The following is a 24,258-nucleotide window of genomic DNA, read 5'->3' as shown; positions in this document are numbered from 1 at the left end:
TGCTTGCCTAACTTATTTGTTTAATTCATAATGGCAATGGGGTATACTACAAAGTGCGAGTCACACAGAAAGAAGGCCAGCAGATGTTATCCAAACGTACTTTGTTGCGTCTATTTAAGTTTCTATTTCCGATTGCGATTATTGTATTTGTATTTTTCCATCTGAAAAAAGAACTCGAAGGTCTATCACTTGGTGAAGCAATTCGGGCAATCAAGAGTATCCCGAGCGGTGGGTTCATCTTCGCAATAGTGATCGGTGCTATTGCTGTATTTACGATGTTTTTTTATGATTACATACTGATTCGATCGCTCAAAGGGAAAGCATCTTTTGGCAAAATATTTAGAGTGTCGTGGATCGCCAACTCGTTTAACGGCATATTCGGTTTTGGTGGACTTGCTGGTGCAAGTTTACGGGCGCTGCTATATCGAGACAATGTAAAGCAGAAGAACGGGCAATTGGTTAAAGGGATCGCTTGGATGGCGCCATCCTTGCTTAGTGGTTTATCCATTCTTTCTTTCTTTGTTCTAATTGATGTACTTCCTGTTCGTCCCGTACTTAACTCTAGTCCATGGTTATGGATTGCACTTAGCGGGATTTTCTTGTTCTTACCTGTGTATATCTTGCTCTCCAGATGGAAAGGAAAAGCTACTGCATCTGCTAAGACGACTTTGATGTACACCGTAGTGTCGTTTGTTGAATGGTTAACAGCCGGTAGTACTGCGTACGTCATGCTTCGTTTGTTAGGTGTAAACATTGGCTATGCAGAAGCAATAGGAGCTTTCGTTGTCGCAGCGGTTGCTGGAACGATCAGCTTAGTACCTGGCGGTCTTGGGTCATTTGATCTTATCTTCATCATCGGGATGGAGTCGCTTGGCGTTGATAAGGGTGTCGTGTTGTCCGCGCTACTCTTGTATCGACTGGTTTATTACTTTATCCCGTTCGGACTTGGCCTCATCTTTGCGGCATTCGAGATGTCAGGTGTTGTCGTCAAGCATGTGGAAGAACAGGGGATCGTGCAGCAAACAAGGGAAGCGTGGGGGGTATTCTGGACCATTCAGCGTGTTCTCATGCAAAAATTGGGTGACGGATCACTCGCCGTGCTAACTTTTGTTGGTGGTATTGCACTATACTTTACCGTGTTAATACCTAACTCACTTGAACGTGATGAAAGTATTCATTTCTTATTTCCGAGTTGGTTCATTCACATGTCCTCGGGGCTGACACTTGCATTTGCTTTAATCATACTTGCAATGACAAAAGGGATCTATAAGCGAACACAGCGCGCTTATCTCTTGACGATGGTTGCAATAGTTGGAGCTACGATCACTAGTATTCTACGTGGTTTGTACATAGAGACGTCAATTGGCTTGTTATTATTAGGGTTATTACTGTTCCTTCTTCGTAAGCAGTTTAATCGAGTACGAATTGAAGTATCGATAATTGGTAGTGTTATATACGCGGCGTTTGCCGGTTTCTTGTTGTATTTTTTCTATCTCATTACACTGGCGACTGCAGAGCTTGTTCTCTCCGGAGATCCAGATTTCGATTCATTGGTCTATATCCCACTCTGGGGTCTAAATATGATCACTTGTGTGACGATGACGTTCACAGTCGTATTTATCGTTGTGGGTTCCTACTGGTTTGACCGTACAAGACGCAAAATGGTACCAGGCGTTCCGGCTTCCTTCGAACGACTAGAACTGTTCTTGAAGGAGAATGGCGGGAATGTACTTAGTCATCTTGGTTACTTAGGAGATAAGCGGTTTTTCCTCTCTCATGATGGGAAAGCGATGCTTCAATTTGTAAGAAAAGGAAACCGTCTCATCGTACTAGGTGATCCTTCAGGTCATCCTGACTCATTCCCGCGTCTATTAGAACTGTTCTTAGACAAAGTGGATCGGTATGGGTATCATGTGATTTTCTATCAAGCACATAGCAGCTTAATGCCGATGTACCATGATCTTGGTTTCCGTTTCTTCAAGCTAGGTGAGGAAGCGCTTGTTGATTTACAGAAATTTAGTGAATGCGGACGCCAGTATAAGCAGCAGAAGTTGCTTCGGGAGCAATACGAGAAAGAAGGCTACGTATTTGAAGTCGTGCAGCCTCCATTCCAAGATGCTGTCTTTGAGGAGATGAAACGGGTATCCGATGCCTTTTTGGATAAAAAAAAGGAAAAAGGATTCTCGATGGGATTCTTCGATCGTGATTATCTAGAGCGTGCGCCGATTGCGACTTTGCGCAGACCCGATGGGGAGATGGTTGCTTTCGCTTCGATTATGCCTGTGTATCAGTCTTATGAAGTGTCAGTTGACTTAATGAGGCATACACCAGATGAGCTCAAGGAGATCACGGATGTCTTGTACATGAACCTCTTTGAATGGGCGAAGGAGGTCGGTTATCACCGATTTAATCTAGGGTTAGCACCGCTTGCGAATGTTGGGCAGCGAGATCATTCCTTCATTTCCGAACGGATCGCGGCAGCCTTTTTCAATAATATGTCAGTTACGATTAGTTTCAGTGAAATTCGTGAGCAGAAAGAAAAGTATGATCCCAAGTGGGGCAGTCGATATTTAGCATACCGTCGTAATCGCTTCTTACCATGGACGATTTTCTTGGTACTAAGGCTAATTACCAGAGGCGGCGACACGATGCGATAGGAAGCAAAGGAGACGCAAATTGCGATCTCCTTTTTTGTTGTTGACAATATAGGCTTTGTCCTGTATGATTGAATATCAAGTGAACTCAATAACCCCTTTACTACTCGTAACAGGTAACTTTTTATTCCTCCATATTGCGACCACGCAAATAATAAGCAAGATATAAGAAGCTTGACCCTTCCACAATGACTTCAATTCTGCAGGAACAAAAAGCACCCTGAAATCAAAGTAAGATCGATTTAATTCTCACTGGCACGGTCTAGGAACCGTAAGGATGAAAGAGAGGCAGGGCTTTCGTTGTTTTAAAAAAGATCCATATGAGTAATGTGAGTTACGTAAGCTTTTGGGAAACGCGGCATTCTTGAAAGCTTTTTAATTTGTCATTAATGTACTTGAAAATCATTTTGAGTACAAAAAAAGCTTGATTATTATTCATATCCCGCTATAATGGACTTTGCGCCATTAAATATTACAAGGGTGTTGAGTGTGATGAGTCGTAAGAAACAGCAAGTGCTTGAAAAGGGCTGTCAGTTATTTTTCGAAAAAGGTATCCGTGAGACGAGCATGGATGATGTGGCTGAAGCAGTTCCCGTATCGAAAATGACGATTTATAAATATTTTCAAAACAAAGAAGGCTTGATTGAGGAGGTTTGCGAGAAGGTTGCTCGCGAACACCATATGCATATGCGTGCGATATTTGAAAGCTCAGACGATATGATTGAGATCATATCAAAGCTTTCCTGTGAAAAGCAGTTGCGTACGAAATATGAGGCTTTTTTCCAAGGGTTGATGACGGAATATCCGCTTCTATTAAAGAAAACGATGGATTATCAACGGGATCATATGATGCCTGATTTTGAACTGTTTATTTTTCGAGCGCAACAAAAAGGGACGATCCGTAAGGATATTGCCCCACAGATGATAATGATGTTTATGGCTTGCATCAATGAGTTTATTACGAAGATGATGTCAAGTGAAGGTATCCATCAGGCGCAGAACGCTGCAGATCAAATGATGAATTTGCTCTGTTATGGGATCGTTGCCCCTGAACACCAGCGTGAACAAGAATCAAATTCATAATGTATAGAGAAGAGAGCTGATCGTATGAAGACAGAAAAGAAAGGCATTAACCGAAATATTGTACTAATCGGACTTATTATTGGGATGTTCTTTAGTGCTTTGGAACAAACGATTGTGGGTACGGCAATGCCGACCATTATCGAAGATTTGAATGGATTAACTTTGTTTGCGTGGGTGACAACAGCGTATATGTTAACATCCACAACCGTCGTGCCGATAGTTGGTAAGCTTGCCGACATGTTCGGCAGCCGCGGGATGTACTTACTAGGTATGGTCATCTTCGTTGGAGCATCGTTCCTCTGTGCGACAGCGACGACGATGGAGCAGCTCGTATCCTACCGTGCCGTACAAGGTATTGGTGGTGGTATGATTATGCCGCTTTCACAGACGATTGTTGGACTAATATTCTCAGCGGAACAGCGTGCGAAATGGCAAGGCGTATTCGGTGGTATCTTCGGACTAAGCTCCGTTATTGGACCTTTCATTGGTGGATTCCTTGTGGATGCAATTGATTGGAAGTGGATCTTCTTAGTGAACATTCCATTCGGACTTTTATCCGCAGTTTTAATTTTCATGGGACTTAAGAATGAGAAGATTGCACTTGAAGTAAAACCGAAGATTGACTATTTAGGGATCATTACGCTTATTCCAGCAGTTGTTTCCTTGTTACTCGGTTTAACATTTGCAGGAGATAAATTTGAGTGGTTGTCCTCCACAAGTTTACTTGTATTTGGCGGCTCCTTGATCTTCTTTTTAATCTTTATTATGGTGGAACGCCAAGCGGCAGAGCCGATTCTAGATTTATCCTTATTTAAAAATCGTGTATTCGCAACGACGAATATGCTTGGATTCTTACTCGGACTTGGAATGTTCGGTGCGATTATGTTTATTCCAATGTTTATGCAAGGTGTCATGGGTGTGTCGCCTACGAAGGCAGGGTCTGCGATGACTCCGATGATGATCGCACTCATTATTTCAAGTATTCTTGGCGGACAGCTCTTGCTGCGTATGCGTTATCGGTATGTACTTGCGGCCGGTATGTTGATCTCAACAGTAGGCTTCATGCTCATGAGTACAATGGGCATTCATACGACAACTTGGACCATTTACTCGTACATGGTTATTCTAGGTGTAGGTATGGGTCTTGTAATGCCATCCTTAACGATTATTGTTCAATCGGAGTATCCGAAGAACATGCTGGGAACTGTTACATCCTCTTCGACATTCTTCCGCTCCATTGGGGGTACGATTGGGGCAACGGTACTAAGTACTGTGATGAACCAAACGTTGCCAGCGAAGATGACAGATATGATGAAGACGGAAGAAGTGACTTCTAACCCTGTTGTGAGTAAGACACTTGAAACTATTGGTAGTGACTATGACAAGATGTTCGGCGTTCTTATTAAACCAGATGCCTTGCAAATGCCAGCTGACCTGACAAATTTGGTTCTGAATCCGATTAAAATTGCATGGTCGCAGTCCTTGTCTGTTGTGTTCTTAACAGGTCTGGTCTTCATCGCACTTGGTATTGTAATTGCGTTTACTGTTGGTAACGGCAAGATCAAGCGTGATCGAGAGATGAGCGGAGAAGCTGTGCAGACGGAGCAAAGCTCCGTGTAATCTGGCTAGTTCGTTCTGTGTAATTAGAAATCGTGAATACAATAGAGTTTTCGACTGGGCAGGAATGGCTCAGCTCGAAAGCTCTTTTTTCATTTTCAAATTTGGGCATGGGCATGGAAGTTAGCTTGAAGCAACATCTATAACCAACTGCAATTAAGCAGGTTTACGACAACTCTGTTTCTCTAGACCCACTCGATAACCGCCGTGTACAATGATTAAGGAATTACATACTGGGGGAATGAATGATGGATAATGCGCACCTTAAACAAGGAGAGAAAGGGATATGGACGAGTATTATCGTCTACTGTTGTCTCTCACTTTTAAAAATATCGCTAGGTAGTTACTATCAGTCTGAGGCGCTTTTCGCAGACGGACTCAATAACTCAACAGATATTATTGCTTCGATTGCTGTACTAATTGGAATCAAAATCTCAAGGAAACCGCCTGATGAAGATCATGCATATGGTCATTCAAGAGCGGAGACAATCGCAGCTCTTATTGCTTCACTCATCATGGCAGCTGTCGGATTGCAAGTGCTCTATCAAGCAGTCCTTTCGACGATGAGTGATGAGGTCGCAGTTCCACATTTGATGTCAGCTTGGGTCAGCTTGGTCTGTGCCGTCATTATGTATGGGGTATATCGGATGAATCGGAGACTTGCGAAGGCGACTGGCAGTATGGCGATGGAAGCAGCTGCACAGGATAACCGCTCAGACGCACTAGTGAGTATTGGCGCGTTTGTTGGAATTATGGGTTCGCAATTTGGGTTGCCGTGGCTGGATCCAATTGCGGCGTTTGTTGTTGGAATAATAATCTGTAAGACAGCATGGGATATTTTCCGTAATACGACGCATTCCTTGTCTGATGGATTTGATCAATCGAAACTAGAAGCGTACAAAGAAACGATCGGCAATACGCCAGGTGTGCAGCTTGTGAAAGATATTAAAGCAAGAATTCATGGTAATCATGTCTGGGTGGATGTTATTGTCGCGGTGAATAATGATCTTAACGTTGTAGAAAGTCATGAGATTAGTGAACAGATCGAGAATCGTCTTCATAAAAAATATAAGATTGCGTACACGCATGTTCATATTGAACCCTTGGATAGCGTGTAAATCGATGTATAATCGTTCATTTATAACCATCTTTTTCTAATGAAAAAGGTGGTTTTTGCGTTTCTACGTGATATTTCCTTATTTGTAACCTCTCTGTAAATCTATGTAACTCAAACTATATTAATCTAGTAGATACCAACACAGAACAACAGTAAAGAGGGTATGCAACATGAAATACTACACGGAACGCAATCAACGAGTTCAACGAAACAATCGCCGTAAACGCAGAAGGATTCTCCTCATAGGAGTTATCATATTGCTTATCACAGCTGTTGTTATCGGAATTCAGTCATGGACCTCACCGCAAATTTCGCACGGATCGACGTCTGCGGCAGGTTCTGAGCAAGCGGCTGTCAGCGAACTGACAAAGCTGAAGATGGTTCCATTAGGTAAAACCGCACCGCGTGAGTACAATGGGCAAATACGCAAGATTGCTTACTTAACTTTTGATGACGGTCCAAGTAAATACACGGAACAGTTATTAGATATTCTGAAGCAGCACGATATTAAGGCAACGTTCTTTATGCAAGGTAGCAATGTCAAAGGATATGAGAAGGCGATTAAGCGTTTAGCAGATGAAGGTCACTATCCAGGATTACATAGTATGACCCACGACTATAAAAGCTTATATCGCAGCGGCGGCTCAGAAAATTTCCTGAAAGAATTCAATCAAGTGCAATCTTTAATTAAGAATATTACGGGACAGAAACCTACGCTTATCCGCGCTCCGTATGGAAGTATGCCGCAAATTGGTGCACAGTTTAGACAAGAAGTGGCGGGCGCAGGATTTAAAATGTGGGATTGGTCCATTGATTCTCTAGACTGGAAGTTCCCGAATAAACCGGATGAAGTGTATAAACAAGTACAACAACATGTGAAACAGAATTTGGAAGTCATTTTGTTCCACGAGAAGAAGCAGACGTTAGATGCCCTTCCGAAGATCATTCAATATTTGAAACAGCAGGGCTATGAGTTTGAAGTTTATAATCCGAATGCACATATCATGATGAATTTTTATAAGGATAGAAGTTTATAACATCTAGGAGGAGCATCTTGTGAACAAAAGTACCATACTCGCCTTAGGGATGACCGTAGCAGTCCTACTGACAGGTTGTGATAATCAGCAACAAGCACAGAGTAATCTCATGAAAAAGGTTGAAGAAGTGCTGCAGACAGAAGTAAGTCGCACAACTTGGTCGGATCAAATATCTGATCTGGAGCAGGCGGATCAGCATGATTTTCTAAAAATCGTGGAAGAAGGTAAGAAATCCAACCATGATGTAAAGAATTTAATTCAAAAGTGTTTGCAAAATATTGATCAGCGAAAATCGCTTCTCACTGAAGAGAAACAAGTGCTTACCCAAGCAGCGGATACCGTGAAAAATATGAATTCGAGTATTAAAAAGCTAAGGAAAACAGAAATTAAGAATCAAGCGAGCAGCGTACTTAGCTTATATGAACGAAGATACGCTGTGTATCAGAATATGCGTACCTCGTACGAACAGGCACTTGCACAAGAGCAAGGTTTGTATGATATGTTAGCGGAATCTAGCCGTAAATTAGTCGATATTGATAATTTGGTGTATGAACGCAATAATAGTTTTAATAAAGTAACGGAATTAATGGTTGAATTCAATGAACTGACCGATCAGTTCAATAAGGAGTATCAAGCCCTTGAAAAGTTGATTAGCGGCAATAAAGTATAACTTTTTTGAGAGAAAGTATTGTAATTGAAAAATGTTTATGCTAAGATCAATTTCAGATATTGACCGAGTGTACAAATTAGTCATTCGGTCAATACATAACGAAAGGGGTTATCAATCATGTCTGTGGATCGTCGTAAGCTTATTATCGAAGCAGCCAGTAAGTCATTCTCGTTATTCGGTTATAAGGCGACCACCATGGAACAGGTTGCTAAACTTGCAAATGTAGGGAAGGGTACGATTTACACCTTTTTCACGAATAAGGAGGAGTTGTTTGAAGAGATCTTACAGGAGCTAATCAAACATGTGCAGCGAATTGCACAAGAGACGATTCTAGCTAGGGATTCTTTTCATGACAACATGCATCGATTTCTGTATACCGTTTTGGAATTTCGAAGAGAGCATGACTTAATGATTCGTATGACGAACGAAATTACAGAGATGGGGACACCTGCTGCGAAAGAAGGGATACGTAAAGTTGAAAGTGCCGTACTCGCACTACTCAGCATGAAAATTAAAGAAGCCATTGAACGCGGTGATTTAAGACCATGTGACCCGGAGCGGACTGCTTTTGCAATGTTTAGAATGTATCTTGCGTTTGTACTTGAATGGGAAGTGACGCATCCACCGCTTGAAAAGGAAGAAATCGCAAATCTATTCGATTTATACTTTGTCGAGGGATTGGCCGCCAGGTAGGCGTCCATTTTTTTAGCCCATTTGTGACCAAATGGTTAAAACGGTCAGCTAGTATTGAGAGGAGAAAATAAAGATGAATAAGAAAAAACGTTTTATTGCTTACGAATGGGCATCCATCGTCAAAAACAAGAAAGTGCTGTTCTCGGTAATCGGTGTGATACTGATTCCGCTGCTTTACAGTTCCATGTTCCTATGGGCATTCTGGGATCCCTATGCGAAGCTAAATGAGCTTCCAGTCGCTGTCGTTAATTTGGATGAAGGTGCTACTTTCAATGAGAAGAAGCTGAATGTCGGTCAAGATTTGACGGATAAGCTCAAAGAATCGAAAGATTTCAAGTGGGAATTCGTGAGCGGTGAAGAAGCCCACCAAGGGATGATCGATCAACAGTATTACATGTCCATAGAAATTCCAAAAAACTTCTCGGAGAATGCTACGAAAGTATTGGATGATAAACCGGTCCAATCTGAGATTAAGTATATTCCTAATGAGAGCTTGAACTTCTTATCCTCACAGATTGGTTCTAGCGCGATGGATAAGCTAAAAGGAAAAGTCGGTAAGGAGCTTACTCGTGCTTATACAGAATCGTTGTTCGGTCAAGTGACGACGTTATCTGATGGTTTAGTGAAAGCAGCAGATGGAGCGAAGAAGTTATCTGATGGTTCGAAGAAAGTGGAAGATGGGATCATGCAAATTGATTCGAACTTGCTGAAGCTAACAGAAGGTACACAACCACTTAAGAGTGGGGTAAGTGATCTTCTAGCAGGAGCGAACAAATTAAATGGTGGTACGAATCAACTGAAACAAGGAACAGGTCAACTTGCAGGTGGTTTGGATCAGTTAGCACAAGGTGGTAAACAATTATCTACTGGTGCTGGACAAATGAAAGACGGTATTGGTTCGCTGCAAACAGGCCTTAATGGATCAGTTGATGGAATCAATAAACTCAATACCGGTGCTAAGGGGTTAAAAGAAGGTCTCGAAGCGATGGCAAAAGCGAATCCACAGCTTGCGTCTTCACCTGAGTTCAAGCAATTGCTTGGAGCAGCAGGTATGGTAAGTGGTGGTGTCGATAATCTTCTTACAGGTCAACAAAAATTAGCAGCAGGCGCGAATCAACTTGCAGGTGCAAGTAATGGACTCGTAGCTGGTGCTGATACACTTAGCGGCAAGCTTGCTGAAGCATCAGTTGGTGCAAAGACAGTTGATGCGGGAGTTCAGGGCTTACAAGCAGGTAGCGGTCAATTGAAAGATGGTTTGGCGAAATTGTCCGGTGGTGTAAGTGCACTTAGTGATGGTTCGACTCAACTAAAAGAAGGTTCATCGAAGCTATCTGAAGGTATGGGTACGGTTGTAAGTGGTCAAGATGAGCTATCTGGCAAGCTAGCTGAGGCAGCAGACAAAACAAGCAGCATCAAAGCGAATGATTCGAACTTTGATATGTTCGCAGATCCTGTTGGGGTAGCAGTTGAGAAGAATGGCGCTGTTCCGAACTATGGTACAGGTTTTGCACCTTACTTCTTATCGCTTGGCTTGTTCGTAGGCGCACTAATGCTAACGATCGTATATGCGATGAAACAGCCAGCAATTGCACCGTCTAGTTCATTTAGTTGGTTTATTGGTAAATTCGGCGTGATGCTTGTAGTGGGTGCACTTCAAGCGCTATTCGCAGATTTGATTTTACTTGGTGGTTTGAAATTAGAAGTTCAGAACGTTGGATTGTTCATTCTACTCAGCTTGGTAACAAGCTGGACATTCATGGCGATCTTGCAATTCTTAGTTACAGCCTTTAATGATGTGGGTCGATTTATTGCGATCTTGCTTCTAATCATTCAACTTACAACTTCTGCAGGTACATTCCCAATTGAGCTGATTCCTGATGCATTACAGCCTTTAGGTAAATTAGTACCGATGACGTACTCGGTAAGTGGATTTAAGGCAGTCATTTCAAGTGGCCAATATGGCGATTTCTGGAGTAATATGTTTGTCCTAATTGGATGGATTGTTGCGATGGGCGGACTTACTTGGATGACACTAAAAGTACACATGAAGAAGAATCCAAGTCTTTCAACTACTGCAAATGAGGCAGTTTAATTAGAAAAATAGGGACCCGTGAAGTGTGATGCTTCACGGGTTTTTGGTATATTTTAAGAGAAACATTAGAATCTTTTTCCTTAAATGAAAATTTTCTAATCTGCGATTCATTGATCAAAACTAGCAAATTATGATAATCTGATAAAGTCAAATTGATAATTTGTCGAATCTGGCTCAAACAACAGGGCCGGTACGGGGGACCAATTTACTTGGGGTGAATGTTCGCGCAGCATGCGAACTAGGGAGCAACCTTCTTCCCGAACCCGTCAACTAACCTCGGAGACACAGGGAGGTATTACCTTTTGAAAACTTTATTCAAAACTGTAGTATTATCTTGCGCAGTTCTTGGTAGTGGTTTCGTAATCGGAAACACAGCAAACGCGCAAACAGCTGAAGATGTTAAAATTCAAGTCAATGATCGATTAGTTGACCTCAATACGAATCCATTTGTTGATAAAGACGGTGCGCTTATGGTACCTGCACGTCAATTGTTCGAGAACATCGGTTATAAGATGACTTGGAAAGAAGTGGATAGCGAAGTTAGCCTAACTGTACATAACGATCAACACAGCTTTACATTTACAACAGGCAGCTCGAAAATGACGGTTGATGAAAGACAAGTTGAACTAACTACAAAGCCCGTTATTCGTAATGGTGAGACTTTCGTTCCAGTTCGCTTGATGGCTGAACATCTAGGTTTTATTATGCAATGGGACGATAAGAATGGTATCGCGATTCTTGGCGTCGATGGTAAATTCCATGCACCTGCATGGTATGCTGGGCCAGAAAAGCCTGCAGTTGCTACACAACTCATTGATACCGCTTATGATTATCTAGGTGTTCCATATGTATATGGAGGAACTACACCAAGTGGATTTGATTGCTCTGGTTTCGTGAGCTATGTGTACAAGAAATATGGTTACGATCTTCCTCGTTCATCTGCTGATATGTACAGCGCTGGAACGAAAGTAAGTGATTTGCAAGCTGGCGATCTTGTGTTCTTTGCTGAAGGCAAGCGCATTTCTCACGTAGGGATTTATGTTGGAGACGACAAATATATTAATGCAGTATCTGGACGTGGACGTAGCGTAATGGTAACAAGTCTTTCCTCCAGCTGGAGTTCGAAGTACTATGTTGGCGCAAAACGCGTAATTCAATAGTCAAGTCAATTGAAATCACGGACAGCCCTGAGCTGGTCTGTGATTTTTTTAATGGAATAATTGGACAAATAATTGTTTCTGCTATATAGTGGTATAGAACTTCAAAAAAACAAGCGGGGTGCTGGGATTTTTGGCCGGCTGAGATTGTATTCCTTAAGATACTGACCCTTGACCTGATCTGGATAATGCCAGCGTAGGAACCATGAATTTTGTTTGTGCATGCACAAAAATGCTGGCTCCCGTAAGGGAGTTTTTTTGTTGGAATTGAAAGATTCTCTGCAAGAGAAGAAGGAGAGAGCAACATGAAGCAAATGAAAGTGACACTTGCAGCTGTACTCGTACTTATGCTACTCACATTAACAGCATGTGGAGGCAAGGAGAAGGCAGCTGAACCAGCAAAAGATGCAGGAGACAAGAAATTAACGGACGTGAAGATTGCCTTAGACTGGACACCAAATACGAATCATACAGGCATTTACGTAGCTAAGGAAAAAGGATATTTTACCGAACAAGGGCTTAATGTTGACATCGTTCTGCCAGGTTCTAACACATCCATGGCGATGGTTGGAGCAGGTAATGCTGAATTTGGAATTGGTGTGCAAGAATCAATTACTCAAGGTCGCTTACAAGGCGTTCCTGTTGTATCGATCGGAGCAATCATTCAACATAATACATCTGGATTTGCGTCACCTGTAGCGAAGAATATTAAGTCGCCGAAAGATTTCGAAGGAAAGAAGTATGGTGGGTACGGTTCACCTGCTGAAGCGGCTGTTATCGAGTCACTCATGCAAACACAAAATGCGGACTATAAGAAAGTTACTTCTATTAATATTGGTGAAGCAGACTACTTTACAGCAGTGAAACGGGATGTGGACTTTTCGTGGATTTACTATGCATGGACAGGAATTGAAGCAGAGCTTCGCAAAGAGCCAGTTAATATGATTTATCTAACCGATTATTCGGATAAACTGGATTACTACACACCTGTTGTCATTGCCAGTGAAAAACTGCTCAAAGAAAAGCCAGAACTTGCGAAAGCATTCATGGCGGCTGTATCCAAAGGGTATGAGTATGCGATTGCAAGTCCTGAAGATGCAGCGAACATCTTGATTAAGGCAGTTCCTGAACTTAATAAAGAATTAGTCATTGCATCGCAAAAATGGTTAAGTCCTCGTTACAAAGCAGAAGCAACAAGATGGGGCGAGCAAAAGCGTTCGGTATGGGAGAATTATTCCAATTGGATGTTTGATCACAAATTACTAGAGAAGAAATTGGATGTCGACACGGCATTCACGAACGATTTCTTACCGAAAGCGAACTAATCTCAACTTGAAAAGAGGGGTCTTTACATGGCTAACGCACTAGTATCCATTCAAATTATTCCAAAGACACGCAGTGGTGAAGATGTGATTCCTTATGTGGATCGCGCTATTGAAGTAATACAGCAATCGGGTGTCAAATACATGGTGAGTCCGCTTGAGACGACGATGGAGGGTGACTTGTCAGAGCTCCTTGATATCGTGAAGCGCATGAATGAGGTTATGATAGAAGTGGGTTGTCCAGGTGTCCTTTCACAAGTAAAGATCGCCTATAATCCTGAAAAAGGATACACAATGGATCAATTAACGGAGAAGTATAGAGGATGAAAGCTTGGTTTATCAAGAGCTGGCCGCCGATTGTGACGGTCAGCCTTTTCTTGGCTGTATGGCAATTGTCGACGATCGTGTTTGCAGTGGAAAAATGGATATTGCCAAGCCCGATCCAGGTTATTCAAGAAGGCTGGCGTGAATTACCCAAGCTAGGTGTTCATATTGGGGCTACGGTGAAGCTTACTTTACTTGGATTTGTAATAGGAAGTGCAATTGGACTTGTACTTTCAATTATTCTTCATTTAATGCCGCGTGTGCGTGCAGGGCTGTCACCGCTGCTTATCTTATCACAGAACATTCCTGTCATTATTCTTGCTCCACTACTTATGATCTGGTTCGGTTATGGGATTCTACCTAAATTAATTACGATTAGCTTGATCTGTTTCTTCCCAGTTGCGGTTGCAGCGATGGATGGGTTTGCAAGAGCGGATCGATCGATGTACAACTACATGCAAATGATTGGTGCTAACAAGTGGAAGACATTTCGAATGGTTGAACTTCCTTCGGCACTACCGCATATGTTCTCAGGTCTAAAGATTTCAGCGACTTATAGTGTCATGTCAGCTGTTATTGCAGAGTGGCTAGGCGCGGAAAAAGGACTTGGATTCTATATGATGATGGCAAAATCATCGTATCGTGCGGATCGTGTATTTTGCGTGATGCTGCTTATCGTACTATTTAGTTTATTGTTCTATAAGGCAATCGGTTGGATCGAGAATTGGCTTGTTCGTTGGAATGTGAGGGCGAAGGTATGACACTACACAATAAATTAGTACTTGAACATATCCAAAAGTCGTTTGTTGATAAAAGGCAGACAGAGCTGGTCCTTCAAGATATTAGCCTACATGTTGCGCAAGGGGAATTCGTATCACTTATTGGCCCTTCGGGAAGCGGAAAGTCAACAATTCTACAAATCATTGGCGGGTTAGTTGAGCCATCTGCCGGCAGTGTTCGCTTGGACGATCAAGACGTCACAGGTAAGCGTGGTTTGATCTCTTACATGCCGCAAGCGGACTGTTTATTTCCGTGGCGAACGATTGAGGAGAATGTGATAACTGCACTTGAAGTCGCAGGTGTAAACCGAGATCAGGCACTTAAGCAAGCGCGTGAATGGTTACCGCGTATCGGTTTAGGCGGATATGAGAAGAAGCTGCCGCAAGTGCTATCGGGTGGTATGCGTCAGCGAGTATCGTTCCTACGAGCACTGCTATCTGAACAAGAGTTGATGTGTCTGGATGAACCCTTCGGTGCGTTAGATGCACTGACAAGACTAGATATGCAGAAGTGGTTACTTAGTATTTGGGAACAGGATCAGCGCTCAGTGTTGTTTGTGACTCACAGTATTGAAGAAGCGCTATATTTATCTGACCGCATTTATGTGTTGTCTGAGAAGCCGACGCTTATTTTGCAAGAGTTCCAAGTTCCGTGGGCTAGACCACGTGATTCTGCGGTCACCTTGTCACCTGCGTTTCAAGAGATGAAACAGGCCATTTATTCTTCGATGCAGCGTGGACAGGTTGTATCCTGATCGATACAATAGGATTATTGTACATGATGGGATTATGGGTTGTAGAGGGGGTTACAAGTTGACGGTTATACGATGTAGCTGGGTGAACGAAGATCCACTATACATGGATTATCATGACTTAGAGTGGGGCGTACCCGTACATGATGATCGGCATTTGTTCGAGATGATTACACTCGAAGGTGCGCAAGCAGGTCTAAGCTGGTATACGGTTCTGAAGAAAAGAGAGGCGTACCGAGCAGCATTTGATCAATTTAATGTGAATGTTGTGGCGCAGTATGATGAAGAACGAATCATGGAGTTGTTAGCCAATCCAGGTATCGTGCGCAACAAGTTGAAAGTACGGTCAACGGTGACCAATGCACAAGCCTTTATACGCATACAAGAAGAGTTTGGCACGTTTGATCAGTATATATGGGGATTTATTAATGGGGTTCCAATTGATAATCGCCCTGAGAAGATGACGGATGTACCTGTATCCACACCGCTCTCGGATCAGATCAGTAAGGACTTGAAGCGCAGGGGCTTTTCTTTCGTAGGGACTACGATTATTTATTCCTTTATGCAAGCTATTGGGATGATCAACGATCATATTCAAACCTGTTGCTGTCGGGTTAAACATACGATTCAATAAAATCAGTCTTTCGCGTAATTGTTACGCAGGAAGGCTGATTTTTTTGTTGTTCATTCATTGAATTAATTGGATATTAATGCTATTTCATTCTAAATTAAGGTTCATGTGCTACTGTTGTGGGTGTTAAGAAGGAGGTCGTTAACTTGAAAAAAAGTAATGTGAGCCGAGTTTCGCTTGCAGCTGTGTTTTCAATCCTGATGATGCTCAAAATGTATTTAACCTGGAGCGTGATTCAAGGATCGGTTCCATGGTTCAGTCCGTTATTAACAGATTTACCTACGATATTGGTTCTGTTTGGATGTATTGAGTTATTCATCAAGAAACGCAAACTGCTCGCCTATATGATTGTAAATTTAATCGTGACAATCATTTATTTTGCCGTATTGATGTACTACAAGTATTACGGTGTTATTGTGGATTATCATGCGTTGATGCAAGTTAAACAGGTTACTGAGGTAAAGAGTAGTGTACTCACCATCATGCATCCTCAATATTTGCTTATTTTCCTTGATCTTGTCGTCATAACTGTACTTTGTCTTTGTAGTAAAAAAGTACGTTCTTGGGGGAGTAATGTTCAGATTACATATCCTAAAACACTGGAGCTCGGCGTATTCTCCGCAGCATTAGTAATCTGCTTGTTATTGGTTTCGTCGAATCAAGATATTGTAAATGAACATGTAAAGGCAGAGAAGATGGGTCTGCTTAATTATGAAGTGCATACGATCATGAACGGAATGCTAACGGATTCGGTTGCGATCGCAGCTGTAACACCGGATACAGTAGCAGAGGCAAAGCAAGCGGTAGCATCTACCGAAGCAACTCAGAATCATGCAGGGGAAGCGAAGGATAAGAACATCATTGTCGTTCAACTGGAATCGTTTCAAGACTTCCTAATTGGCTTGCAGATTGATGGGGAAGAAATTACACCGAATCTTAATAAGTTCTTGAAAGAATCTTATTACTTCTCTAATTTCTATCAACAGATTGGTCAAGGGAATACGTCGGATGCGGAATATCTGCTAAACACATCACTGTACGTTCCTCAGAATGGTGCATCCTCTCAAGTATACAGCGATAAGGAATTACCTGGTATGCCGCGTATGGTCAAAGATTACGGATATGAGTCTCTTACTTTCCACACGAACAGTGTTGAGTTCTGGAATAGAGATAAACTGTATCACGCACTTGGTTTTGATCATTTCTATGATAAATCATTTTTCGGTGAAGAGGACTTTATACATTTTGGTTCTTCAGATGAAGTTTTGTTTAAGAAGACGACGGAAGAATTGAAGAGGAAACATGATGCAGGTCAAAAGTTTTATGCGAATTTAATTTCGATGACGAATCATCATCCATTTGATTTGCCAGCATCTAAGAATCCGATGCAATTGCCAGATGAATATAATGATACGTTGGTTGGCAAGTACATTCAATCTGCTCATTACACGGATGAAGCATTGGGTCAATTTTTCGATGAACTGAAAGAAGCGGGTATTTGGGAAGATAGTATGATTGTCATGTATGGCGATCATTTTGGATTGCCTGTTAATTCAATGTCAGCTAAAGAACGTGGACTAATGGAATCAATTGTCGGCAGGGAGTATGGATACACCGATATGTTCAACATTCCACTCTTTATCTCAGTCCCAGGTGTTACGCAAGGTCAGGAGTTTAAGCATGTAGGCGGTCAGATTGATCTGATGCCAACGATTGCTAACCTAGCAGGGTTCTCATTGGACGATAAGGTGTACTTCGGGAAAGATCTGCTAAACAATACGGATACACTCTTGCCAATGCGCTATTATTTGCCAACAGGCTCATTTATTAATGCGAATGAGATATTCGTACCCGGTAGGACGATAGCAGATGGAGATAAGTATGCTTTGAAACATGCGGATCCGACGATGTCAGATGATCATCTTACGTCAGATTTTGAAGCGGCATCACAGTTATTGGCGATGTCAGACAGCTATGTAAGAGGTTTGCCTAGATTGCCTGTTACACAAGAGGAGTCGCATCTTGCTCAAAGTCCATGAAGTAGAAGGGGAGATCAAGCGTATTTGACGATCTTCTCTTGTAAATCGGTCTTGATTAAATAAATACGTTTGCGGATGTAGAAATCAAGTGCTGCACCAGAAAGCTGTTTTGGGTGAATGCGTACGTCTGTATCATTGTTCGTAATCGTCACGGAGCCGTCGCGGTAAAACCGGAATGTGAGGTCTTTCCATAAAGACTTGGCATCTTCAGCAATAAAACGGAAATGATAGCATGATTTCATAAGTCAATCCTCCTCTAATGAGAACAAGTGTTTGTTTATATTATATCAAACGTTTGTTCTTATGTGAAGGTTATTATGGTAAATATTTGAATTATTTTTCATAGAAAAAAACCATGCGTTCTACTAGAATTAGTAGGGGCATGGTTTTTGTTATTTGGAATCCGAATTAGCACTTAGAAACTTGGGATAATAGAGCCTTTGTACTTGTCTTCAATAAACGTCTTTACTTCTGGTGTAGTCAAAGCAGCGATTAGCTTCTTGATTGCAGCAGAGTCTTTGTTATCAGGACGAGCTACGATAATGTTCGTGTAAGGTGAATTTTTATCTTCAATAAATAGAGCATCTTTCGTAGGTACAAGATTCGCTTGCAGTGCATAGTTCGTGTTGATCAAGGACAAGTCTACATCTGCAAGTGTACGCGGAAGCATAGCAGCATCTAATTCATTGATTTTTAGTTTCTTTGGATTGTCTACAATATCTTTAAGAGTGGCTTTGATTCCAACGCCATCTTTTAATTTGATCAAGCCATTTTTCTCAAGAAGTGCAAGTGCACGTCCTGCGTTTGATGGATCGTTCGGAACGGCTACTGTTGCACCATCTGCAAGGTCTTTGATGTTCGTAATTTTTTTGGAGTATGCACCAAATGGTTCAAGGTGAACACCAACAATGGATTCCAGATTCATTTTGCGATCTGCATTTTGAGCTTCTAAATAAGGAAGGTGCTGGAAGAAGTTCGCATCTAATTGTTTCTCGAATACTTGAATGTTCGGTTGTACGTAATCAGAGAATTCTTTGACCTCAAGAATGACGCCTTGTTCTTTTAGTTTCGGTTTGATGAAATTCAAGATCTCAGCGTGTGGAACAGCAGATGCGCCAATTTTAAGTGTAACTTCCTTAGATGCGCCTTCAGCAGCAGGTGTTGCTGGTGCAGCGTTCTTATCGCCGCAAGCAGCAAGTACAGCGATTAAAGAGATGGATAGTACGAACGTAAACAATTTTTTCATGTGTGGTTCCTCCTAAAATTTTTATATAATATCTATTTACGTGAAAACCGTGAAACCAATTTGTCGCCAATCGTTTGCAAGATTTGAACGAGGACAAGCATGACGAGAATACTTACGATCATCATCTCGGTCTCAAATCTTTGGTACCCGTAACGGTAAGCCAAGTCACCTAGACCACCACCGCCGATTAGACCGGACATAGCCGTATAAGAAACTAAGGTTACAGCTGTAATGGTCATCCCAGCAAGTAACCCTGGTAATGACTCAGGTAGCAGAACTTTCCAAATAATTTGCCTATTTGATGCACCCATCGCTTGTGCAGCTTCGATCACCCCGCGGTCAACTTCACGAAGCGAAGTCTCCACTAACCTTGCGAAGAAAGGAGCAGCTGCGATAACGAGCGGCGGGATGGCTGCTTGAACGCCAATCGATGTTCCCACAATAGATCGTGTTAGTGGAATGACGGCAATCATCAAGATAACAAATGGAACTGAGCGTAAGATGTTAATGATAAACGATGAGATTGTATAAACAACTTTGGGAGTACCTTCTTTACCGGAAGTCCAAAATAGAAGTATGCCGATAGGTAAACCCAGAATAATTGTAAACAGGGTGGAGAAGCCCAACATATTTAGTGTATCAATCGTTGCATCGCTAACGTCGGACCAGATGATTTTTGATAAATCCATTTAAATGACCTCCACATCTAAGTCTTTAGTTTTTAGTTGTTGTATAGTTTCAGCAATAGCGGCCTGTTCCCCATGGAAAATGACATGCAGTACGCCATACGGTGTATCCTTTAATCGCGAGATCGTTCCTTGCATAATGGAGAAAGTTACTCCAGTCTTGCTAATGATCTCTGACAATAGTGGTAGGTACGTTTGCTCACCAAGGAATGTAATCTTGACAAGTTGTTGTGATGTCGACTGTTCAAACTTCAAATTATTCCACTCAACAGGGTCTGTTAATTCATCAATGAACTCTTGCGTTACCTGATGTTTCGGTTTTAAGAATACTTCTGTAACAAGCCCTTGTTCGACAATTTGTCCGTCGTGAATGACAGCGACTTTATCACAAATGGTTCGAATGACATGCATTTCATGTGTAATGAGCACGATTGTAATGCCGAACTTCTTATTAATCTCTGCAAGCAAATCAAGGATCGACTTCGTCGTTAGTGGATCTAACGCTGATGTAGCTTCATCACAGAGTAAGATGTCTGGGTCAGCGGATAGGGCTCTTGCAATGCCGACACGCTGCTTTTGTCCACCGGATAACTGGGATGGATACTTACTGCGGTGTTCTTGTAGCCCGACTAAATCAAGCAATTCATTAACCCGAGTTTGAATTTGACTCTTGGGTACACCTGCAAGTGTAAGTGGGAAAGCAATATTGCTTTCGACTGTTGCAGAAGACAGCAGATTAAAATGTTGAAAAATCATGCCAATCTTGCGACGACGCTGCTGAAGTGAGTTGTGAGACAGCTGTGTAATATCTCGATCTTGGATGATCACCTGACCACTGGATGGGCGCTCTAATAAGTTGATTGTCCGTAGCAGCGTACTTTTACCAGCACCTGAGTGGCCGATAATCCCATAAATTTCACCTTTAGCAATATGAAGGTTAATGCCATTTAGGGCAGTTGTTTGTTTGTTGCCGCTTGTATAATGTTTTGTAATATTTCGTAATTCGATCATGGGTTATCACCGTCCTAGCATGTATTGTGTGCAAGTTAATTGGAATTCATTTGTAAAAATATACAAAAAAGCCCTTTTTGCAGAATGCAAAAAGGGCTGAATAGAGACGACTCCGACCTTTTCTCATCTGCCAGAATTCATACAACAAATGAATTCTGAAGGAATTGGCACCATGACATTAATAGAATTTGCATCTATTAACCGGTTGCTGGGCTTCATCGGGCCTTGTCCCTCCGCCTCTCTCGATAAGAAATTACATATTCGATTGAGCATTTCGTTTGATTTGCTGATTTGTAAGTATGAGTATATTCGCACTTACGTCTGGAAGTCAAGAAAAATTTTTGAACAACGGTTAATTTCCATTGAGACTTGTCCCTATATGTTGTATATTATTAAAGGCTATCATTGGAGGGATTAACAACATGAAAGACAACAAATTAGGCTTATGGCTACTCGTCGCATTAGTCGTAGGTAACATGGTGGGCTCGGGTATCTTTATGTTACCGAACACACTGGCTAAAGTGGCAAATCCAGCAGGTGTCATTACTGCATGGGCGCTAACAGGTGCTGGCGTACTAATGATTGCGCTTGTATTCGGTAATTTGTCGATTCGTAAACCAGATTTGTCTGGTGGACCACAGCTTTATGCGACTGCACTTTTCCGTAAAGGATCTCGTGCATCCCATATGTCCGGATATTTTGTCTCTTGGGGCTATTGGGTAGCGAATATCTCAGGTAATGTAGCTATTGTGACTACATTCGCTAGTTACTTATCTACATTCTTTCCAATCATGATGAATCAAGCGGAACTATTTACTGTACTTGGATTCACGTTGAAACTGGGAAATCTTATTACGTTTATTATTTGTTCCGCATTCTTGTGGGTTAATCACGCTATTATTCTTCGTGGTATTGAAGGTGCAGGTAAGCTAAATTTAATTGCTACTGCAGCGAAAGTTCTCGGTTTTGCACTCTTTATTATTATTGCTTTAACTGCTTTCCAGAGCAGCAATATTATGCCCTTGATGCAAGAGAAATTAAATACCGCTGGTGAACCAGTAAGCTATTTGCAACAAATTAGTATGGCGGCAATGGCAACGATGTGGGCATTTCTTGGTGTAGAGTCCGCGGTTGTATTCTCTAAACGTGCACGTAAGAAATCATACGTTCAAATCGCAACGATTCTAGGTCTAGGAATTGCATTACTCTTGTATATGAGTATTTCGATTCTAGCAATGGGCGTTATGACACAAGAACAATTGATGAATTCACATAAGCCTCTCGTAGATGCCTTGTCGATTGTTATCGGACCATCAGGCAGTTACTTAATGGCGGGTCTTGGACTTATTTCACTGATCGGTACAACGATTGGCTGGATTCTGCTGAGTGCAGAAGTGCCTTATCAGGCTGCAAAACAAGGATTGTTCTTGCCTATTTTCCAAGTGGAGAATCGTCATGGGGCTCCTGCAAAGGCGCTGACAATAACAAACTTTATGACGCAGATCCTTATTTTCTCAACCGTATCCAGTTCAATTGCAGATGCTTTTGAGCTTGTAACAACAATCGCGATTCTAGCTGTTCTTGTTCCTTATACGATTGCAGCCTTGTATCAATTGAAATTGGTATGGCTTGGTGAAACGTATGAAGGGCAGAAGACGCAGCGTATTATTGATGGGACAATTGCTTCATTAGCAACGATTTACTCGCTATGGGTGATTCGCTCAGGAATGACCGATTGGTTTACATTCGTCGCGGGTGTAGGCATGGTTCTATTCGGAATTGTGTTCTATCCACTTGTAAAAAAGAATAAGTAATTTCAATATGAGCCAGACAGCCGTTAGAGGTAGTCTGGTTTTTTATATGTCTAGTAAAAGCTAGGCGTGGGTCTACGCACGTTCTCTAGATATAGGAATAAACTGATACTATCTTCTGCCTATGAAAATGTGATGATAGAGAGGACGTTTCCCTACATGAGCAGACCTGTAATTGGTATTTTGGCTTGGAGAGTTGGACTTAAGTTCAAAGAGTCGAATTATTTGAAGCAGCTATTGAAGGAAGGGCAAGACCTAGGCGCTCTCGTGTACTTATTTTCAGCGGATGATGTGAATCGGGACAGGAAATCTATTTATGGATACGTACAAGGGCGAAGTAAAAAGCTTGAACGCCACTTATTTCCATGGCCGGATGTGGTGATCGACCGTTGTCGCAGAGGTGATCCCGCTTATCGAAAGGTACGAAATTCTAAGCTTTTTATTTATGCAAATAATCGGTATACGAACAAATGGCGAGCAACGAAATTATTCATGCAGACCGACGCACTGCAGAAGTGGATGCCAGAAACGATGAAGTACAATGTTAGTAATTTACGGGAAATGATAGGCAAATACCGTATATTATATGTGAAACCAGGCAATGGCACAGGCGGTCGCAGCATTGTGAAAATTAGCCGGACAGACAAAGGGTTTCTCATTCAAGCGCGATCACGTAATTTATCGAAAAAAACAATTGAAGCACGTCGCGTGGTTACCCTATGTCATTGGCTGAATACATGGGTAGATCAGCAGCGAATTCGAAAAGGGATCTTTATGATCCAACAAGGGCTCGATCTGCAAATTATTCCAAAGCACGTTGCCGATACGCGACTATTGATTCAGAAGGATGATCAGGGACAGTGGACAGTTACAGGGATGGGCATACGTGTTGGTCCTAGAAACTCTTCCACATCGAATCTACATGGTGGAGGTAAGGCGGTTTCGTTCGAAGCTTTAATCACAGAGAAATTTGGTGCAGAGAAAGTCCAAGCGATTCGTGATGAATGCTTTGAGCTAGCATTTCAAGTGGTGCGAACGATTGAAGAACATTTTGGCAACATGATGGAGTTCGGACTTGATATTGGAGTGGATGTAACTGGTCGGGTATGGCTTATTGAAGTTAATCCGAAGCCGGGGAGAGATATTTTTAAAGGGCTAGGGAAAATGAATTTGTATCGTGAGTCATGTAGACGTCCGCTGGAATATGCGATTTTTCTAGCGAAACGAGGCAATGAGGTCATAACGATCGGTGAACCTACTCCTGCTGTTCTAGAGGAATCATCAAATGATCTGCATCTTAACGACTTCCGAACTGAGGAAATTCCTGTGGAACCTGAAGATCATGGAATAATACTAACTGAAGCCTTAGAACCTGAACAGTTGCAATCTGAACAGTTGCAATCTGAACTGTCACCATCAGATGAACAATTAATAGACATACAACCTATATAACGGTGTGTATGTCTTTTTTTTTCTCTCAATAAAAAAACTCCCAACTCTATTATGAGAGGGAGAGTGACATGCACGTACGGGCAAC

21 protein-coding genes and 3 riboswitches are annotated in these 24,258 nt (G+C 41.9%); of the genes, 17 read left to right on the top strand and 4 right to left on the bottom strand.

All coding sequences use genetic code 11. The features are described 5' to 3' along the window. Positions 1-53 precede the first annotated feature (53 nt). The 15 genes from mprF (at position 54) to NV379_RS05320 (ending at position 17,967) form a co-directional block, all read left to right on the top strand. On the top strand, positions 54-2,657 hold the full coding sequence (gene mprF / locus NV379_RS05390) for a bifunctional lysylphosphatidylglycerol flippase/synthetase MprF (RefSeq protein WP_258206268.1): 2,604 nt from the start codon (positions 54-56) through the stop codon (positions 2,655-2,657). A gap of 489 nt (positions 2,658-3,146) precedes the next feature. Next, positions 3,147-3,737, top strand: coding sequence for a TetR/AcrR family transcriptional regulator (locus NV379_RS05385; protein WP_258206267.1), 591 nt, complete (start codon positions 3,147-3,149; stop codon positions 3,735-3,737). Between the two features lie 24 nt (positions 3,738-3,761). Next, positions 3,762-5,357, top strand: coding sequence for an MDR family MFS transporter (locus NV379_RS05380; RefSeq protein ID WP_258206266.1), 1,596 nt, complete (start codon positions 3,762-3,764; stop codon positions 5,355-5,357). A gap of 242 nt (positions 5,358-5,599) precedes the next feature. Beyond that, positions 5,600-6,472 (top strand): cation diffusion facilitator family transporter, encoded by an 873-nt coding sequence (locus tag NV379_RS05375; RefSeq protein ID WP_258206265.1) that lies wholly within the window; start codon positions 5,600-5,602, stop codon positions 6,470-6,472. A 169-nt stretch (positions 6,473-6,641) separates the two neighbouring features. Continuing rightward, complete coding sequence (locus tag NV379_RS05370; protein ID WP_258206264.1) at positions 6,642-7,508, top strand: polysaccharide deacetylase family protein; 867 nt, start codon at positions 6,642-6,644, stop codon at positions 7,506-7,508. 19 nt (positions 7,509-7,527) lie between these two features. Then, the gene (locus NV379_RS05365; protein WP_258206263.1) at positions 7,528-8,178 is read left to right on the top strand and encodes a YkyA family protein; all 651 of its coding nucleotides are present in this window, start codon (positions 7,528-7,530) and stop codon (positions 8,176-8,178) included. 117 nt (positions 8,179-8,295) lie between these two features. Beyond that, positions 8,296-8,871 (top strand): TetR/AcrR family transcriptional regulator, encoded by a 576-nt coding sequence (locus NV379_RS05360; RefSeq protein WP_258206262.1) that lies wholly within the window; start codon positions 8,296-8,298, stop codon positions 8,869-8,871. A gap of 73 nt (positions 8,872-8,944) precedes the next feature. Beyond that, entirely contained in the window at positions 8,945-10,963 is a 2,019-nt protein-coding gene (locus tag NV379_RS05355) for a YhgE/Pip domain-containing protein (protein ID WP_258206261.1), read from the top strand. A gap of 151 nt (positions 10,964-11,114) precedes the next feature. Next, a riboswitch (cyclic di-AMP (ydaO/yuaA leader) is annotated at positions 11,115-11,260 on the top strand. A gap of 5 nt (positions 11,261-11,265) precedes the next feature. Further along, complete coding sequence (locus NV379_RS05350; protein WP_258206260.1) at positions 11,266-12,123, top strand: C40 family peptidase; 858 nt, start codon at positions 11,266-11,268, stop codon at positions 12,121-12,123. A 104-nt stretch (positions 12,124-12,227) separates the two neighbouring features. Further along, positions 12,228-12,341: riboswitch (TPP riboswitch) on the top strand. An 84-nt stretch (positions 12,342-12,425) separates the two neighbouring features. Continuing rightward, positions 12,426-13,445, top strand: coding sequence for an ABC transporter substrate-binding protein (locus NV379_RS05345; RefSeq protein ID WP_258206259.1), 1,020 nt, complete (start codon positions 12,426-12,428; stop codon positions 13,443-13,445). 27 nt (positions 13,446-13,472) lie between these two features. After that, complete coding sequence (locus NV379_RS05340; RefSeq protein WP_258206258.1) at positions 13,473-13,769, top strand: MTH1187 family thiamine-binding protein; 297 nt, start codon at positions 13,473-13,475, stop codon at positions 13,767-13,769. After that, positions 13,766-14,527 carry an ABC transporter permease gene (locus NV379_RS05335; RefSeq protein ID WP_258206257.1) on the top strand — a complete coding sequence of 254 codons (762 nt, stop codon included), beginning with the start codon at positions 13,766-13,768 and terminating at the stop codon, positions 14,525-14,527. Before NV379_RS05340 ends, NV379_RS05335 begins: the two co-directional genes overlap by 4 nt. Next, positions 14,524-15,300 carry an ABC transporter ATP-binding protein gene (locus tag NV379_RS05330; protein WP_258206256.1) on the top strand — a complete coding sequence of 259 codons (777 nt, stop codon included), beginning with the start codon at positions 14,524-14,526 and terminating at the stop codon, positions 15,298-15,300. Before NV379_RS05335 ends, NV379_RS05330 begins: the two co-directional genes overlap by 4 nt. A gap of 34 nt (positions 15,301-15,334) precedes the next feature. After that, positions 15,335-15,931, top strand: a complete 597-nt coding sequence (locus NV379_RS05325) for a DNA-3-methyladenine glycosylase I (protein WP_373426078.1) — start codon at positions 15,335-15,337, stop codon at positions 15,929-15,931. A 143-nt stretch (positions 15,932-16,074) separates the two neighbouring features. Continuing rightward, positions 16,075-17,967: an LTA synthase family protein gene (locus NV379_RS05320; RefSeq protein ID WP_308860248.1), complete on the top strand. Its 1,893-nt coding sequence runs from the start codon at positions 16,075-16,077 to the stop codon at positions 17,965-17,967. Between the two features lie 14 nt (positions 17,968-17,981). Here NV379_RS05320 and NV379_RS05315 read toward each other — a convergent pair whose 3' ends face one another. From NV379_RS05315 to NV379_RS05300, 4 genes are all read right to left on the bottom strand, one after another. Further along, a complete protein-coding gene (locus NV379_RS05315) occupies positions 17,982-18,209 on the bottom strand; it encodes a hypothetical protein (RefSeq protein ID WP_258206254.1) in 228 nt (75 codons plus the stop codon). Between the two features lie 173 nt (positions 18,210-18,382). Then, positions 18,383-19,213, bottom strand: coding sequence for a MetQ/NlpA family ABC transporter substrate-binding protein (locus tag NV379_RS05310; protein ID WP_258206253.1), 831 nt, complete (start codon positions 19,211-19,213; stop codon positions 18,383-18,385). Positions 19,214-19,245: 32 nt separating this feature from the next. Next, positions 19,246-19,902: a methionine ABC transporter permease gene (locus NV379_RS05305; RefSeq protein WP_258206252.1), complete on the bottom strand. Its 657-nt coding sequence runs from the start codon at positions 19,900-19,902 to the stop codon at positions 19,246-19,248. Continuing rightward, positions 19,903-20,910 (bottom strand): methionine ABC transporter ATP-binding protein, encoded by a 1,008-nt coding sequence (locus tag NV379_RS05300; RefSeq protein WP_258206251.1) that lies wholly within the window; start codon positions 20,908-20,910, stop codon positions 19,903-19,905. A gap of 120 nt (positions 20,911-21,030) precedes the next feature. Beyond that, a riboswitch (SAM riboswitch) is annotated at positions 21,031-21,162 on the bottom strand. 170 nt (positions 21,163-21,332) lie between these two features. Here NV379_RS05300 and NV379_RS05295 point away from each other — a divergent pair. Further along, positions 21,333-22,724, top strand: coding sequence for an amino acid permease (locus NV379_RS05295; protein WP_258206250.1), 1,392 nt, complete (start codon positions 21,333-21,335; stop codon positions 22,722-22,724). A 156-nt stretch (positions 22,725-22,880) separates the two neighbouring features. Then, positions 22,881-24,173 (top strand): YheC/YheD family endospore coat-associated protein, encoded by a 1,293-nt coding sequence (locus tag NV379_RS05290; RefSeq protein WP_258206249.1) that lies wholly within the window; start codon positions 22,881-22,883, stop codon positions 24,171-24,173. Positions 24,174-24,258 lie beyond the last annotated feature (85 nt).

This window comes from Paenibacillus radicibacter, assembly GCF_024721995.1.
GTDB classification, from domain to species: domain Bacteria; phylum Bacillota; class Bacilli; order Paenibacillales; family NBRC-103111; genus Paenibacillus_AM; species Paenibacillus_AM radicibacter.
This window is presented reverse-complemented; position numbering and strand designations above follow the sequence as displayed.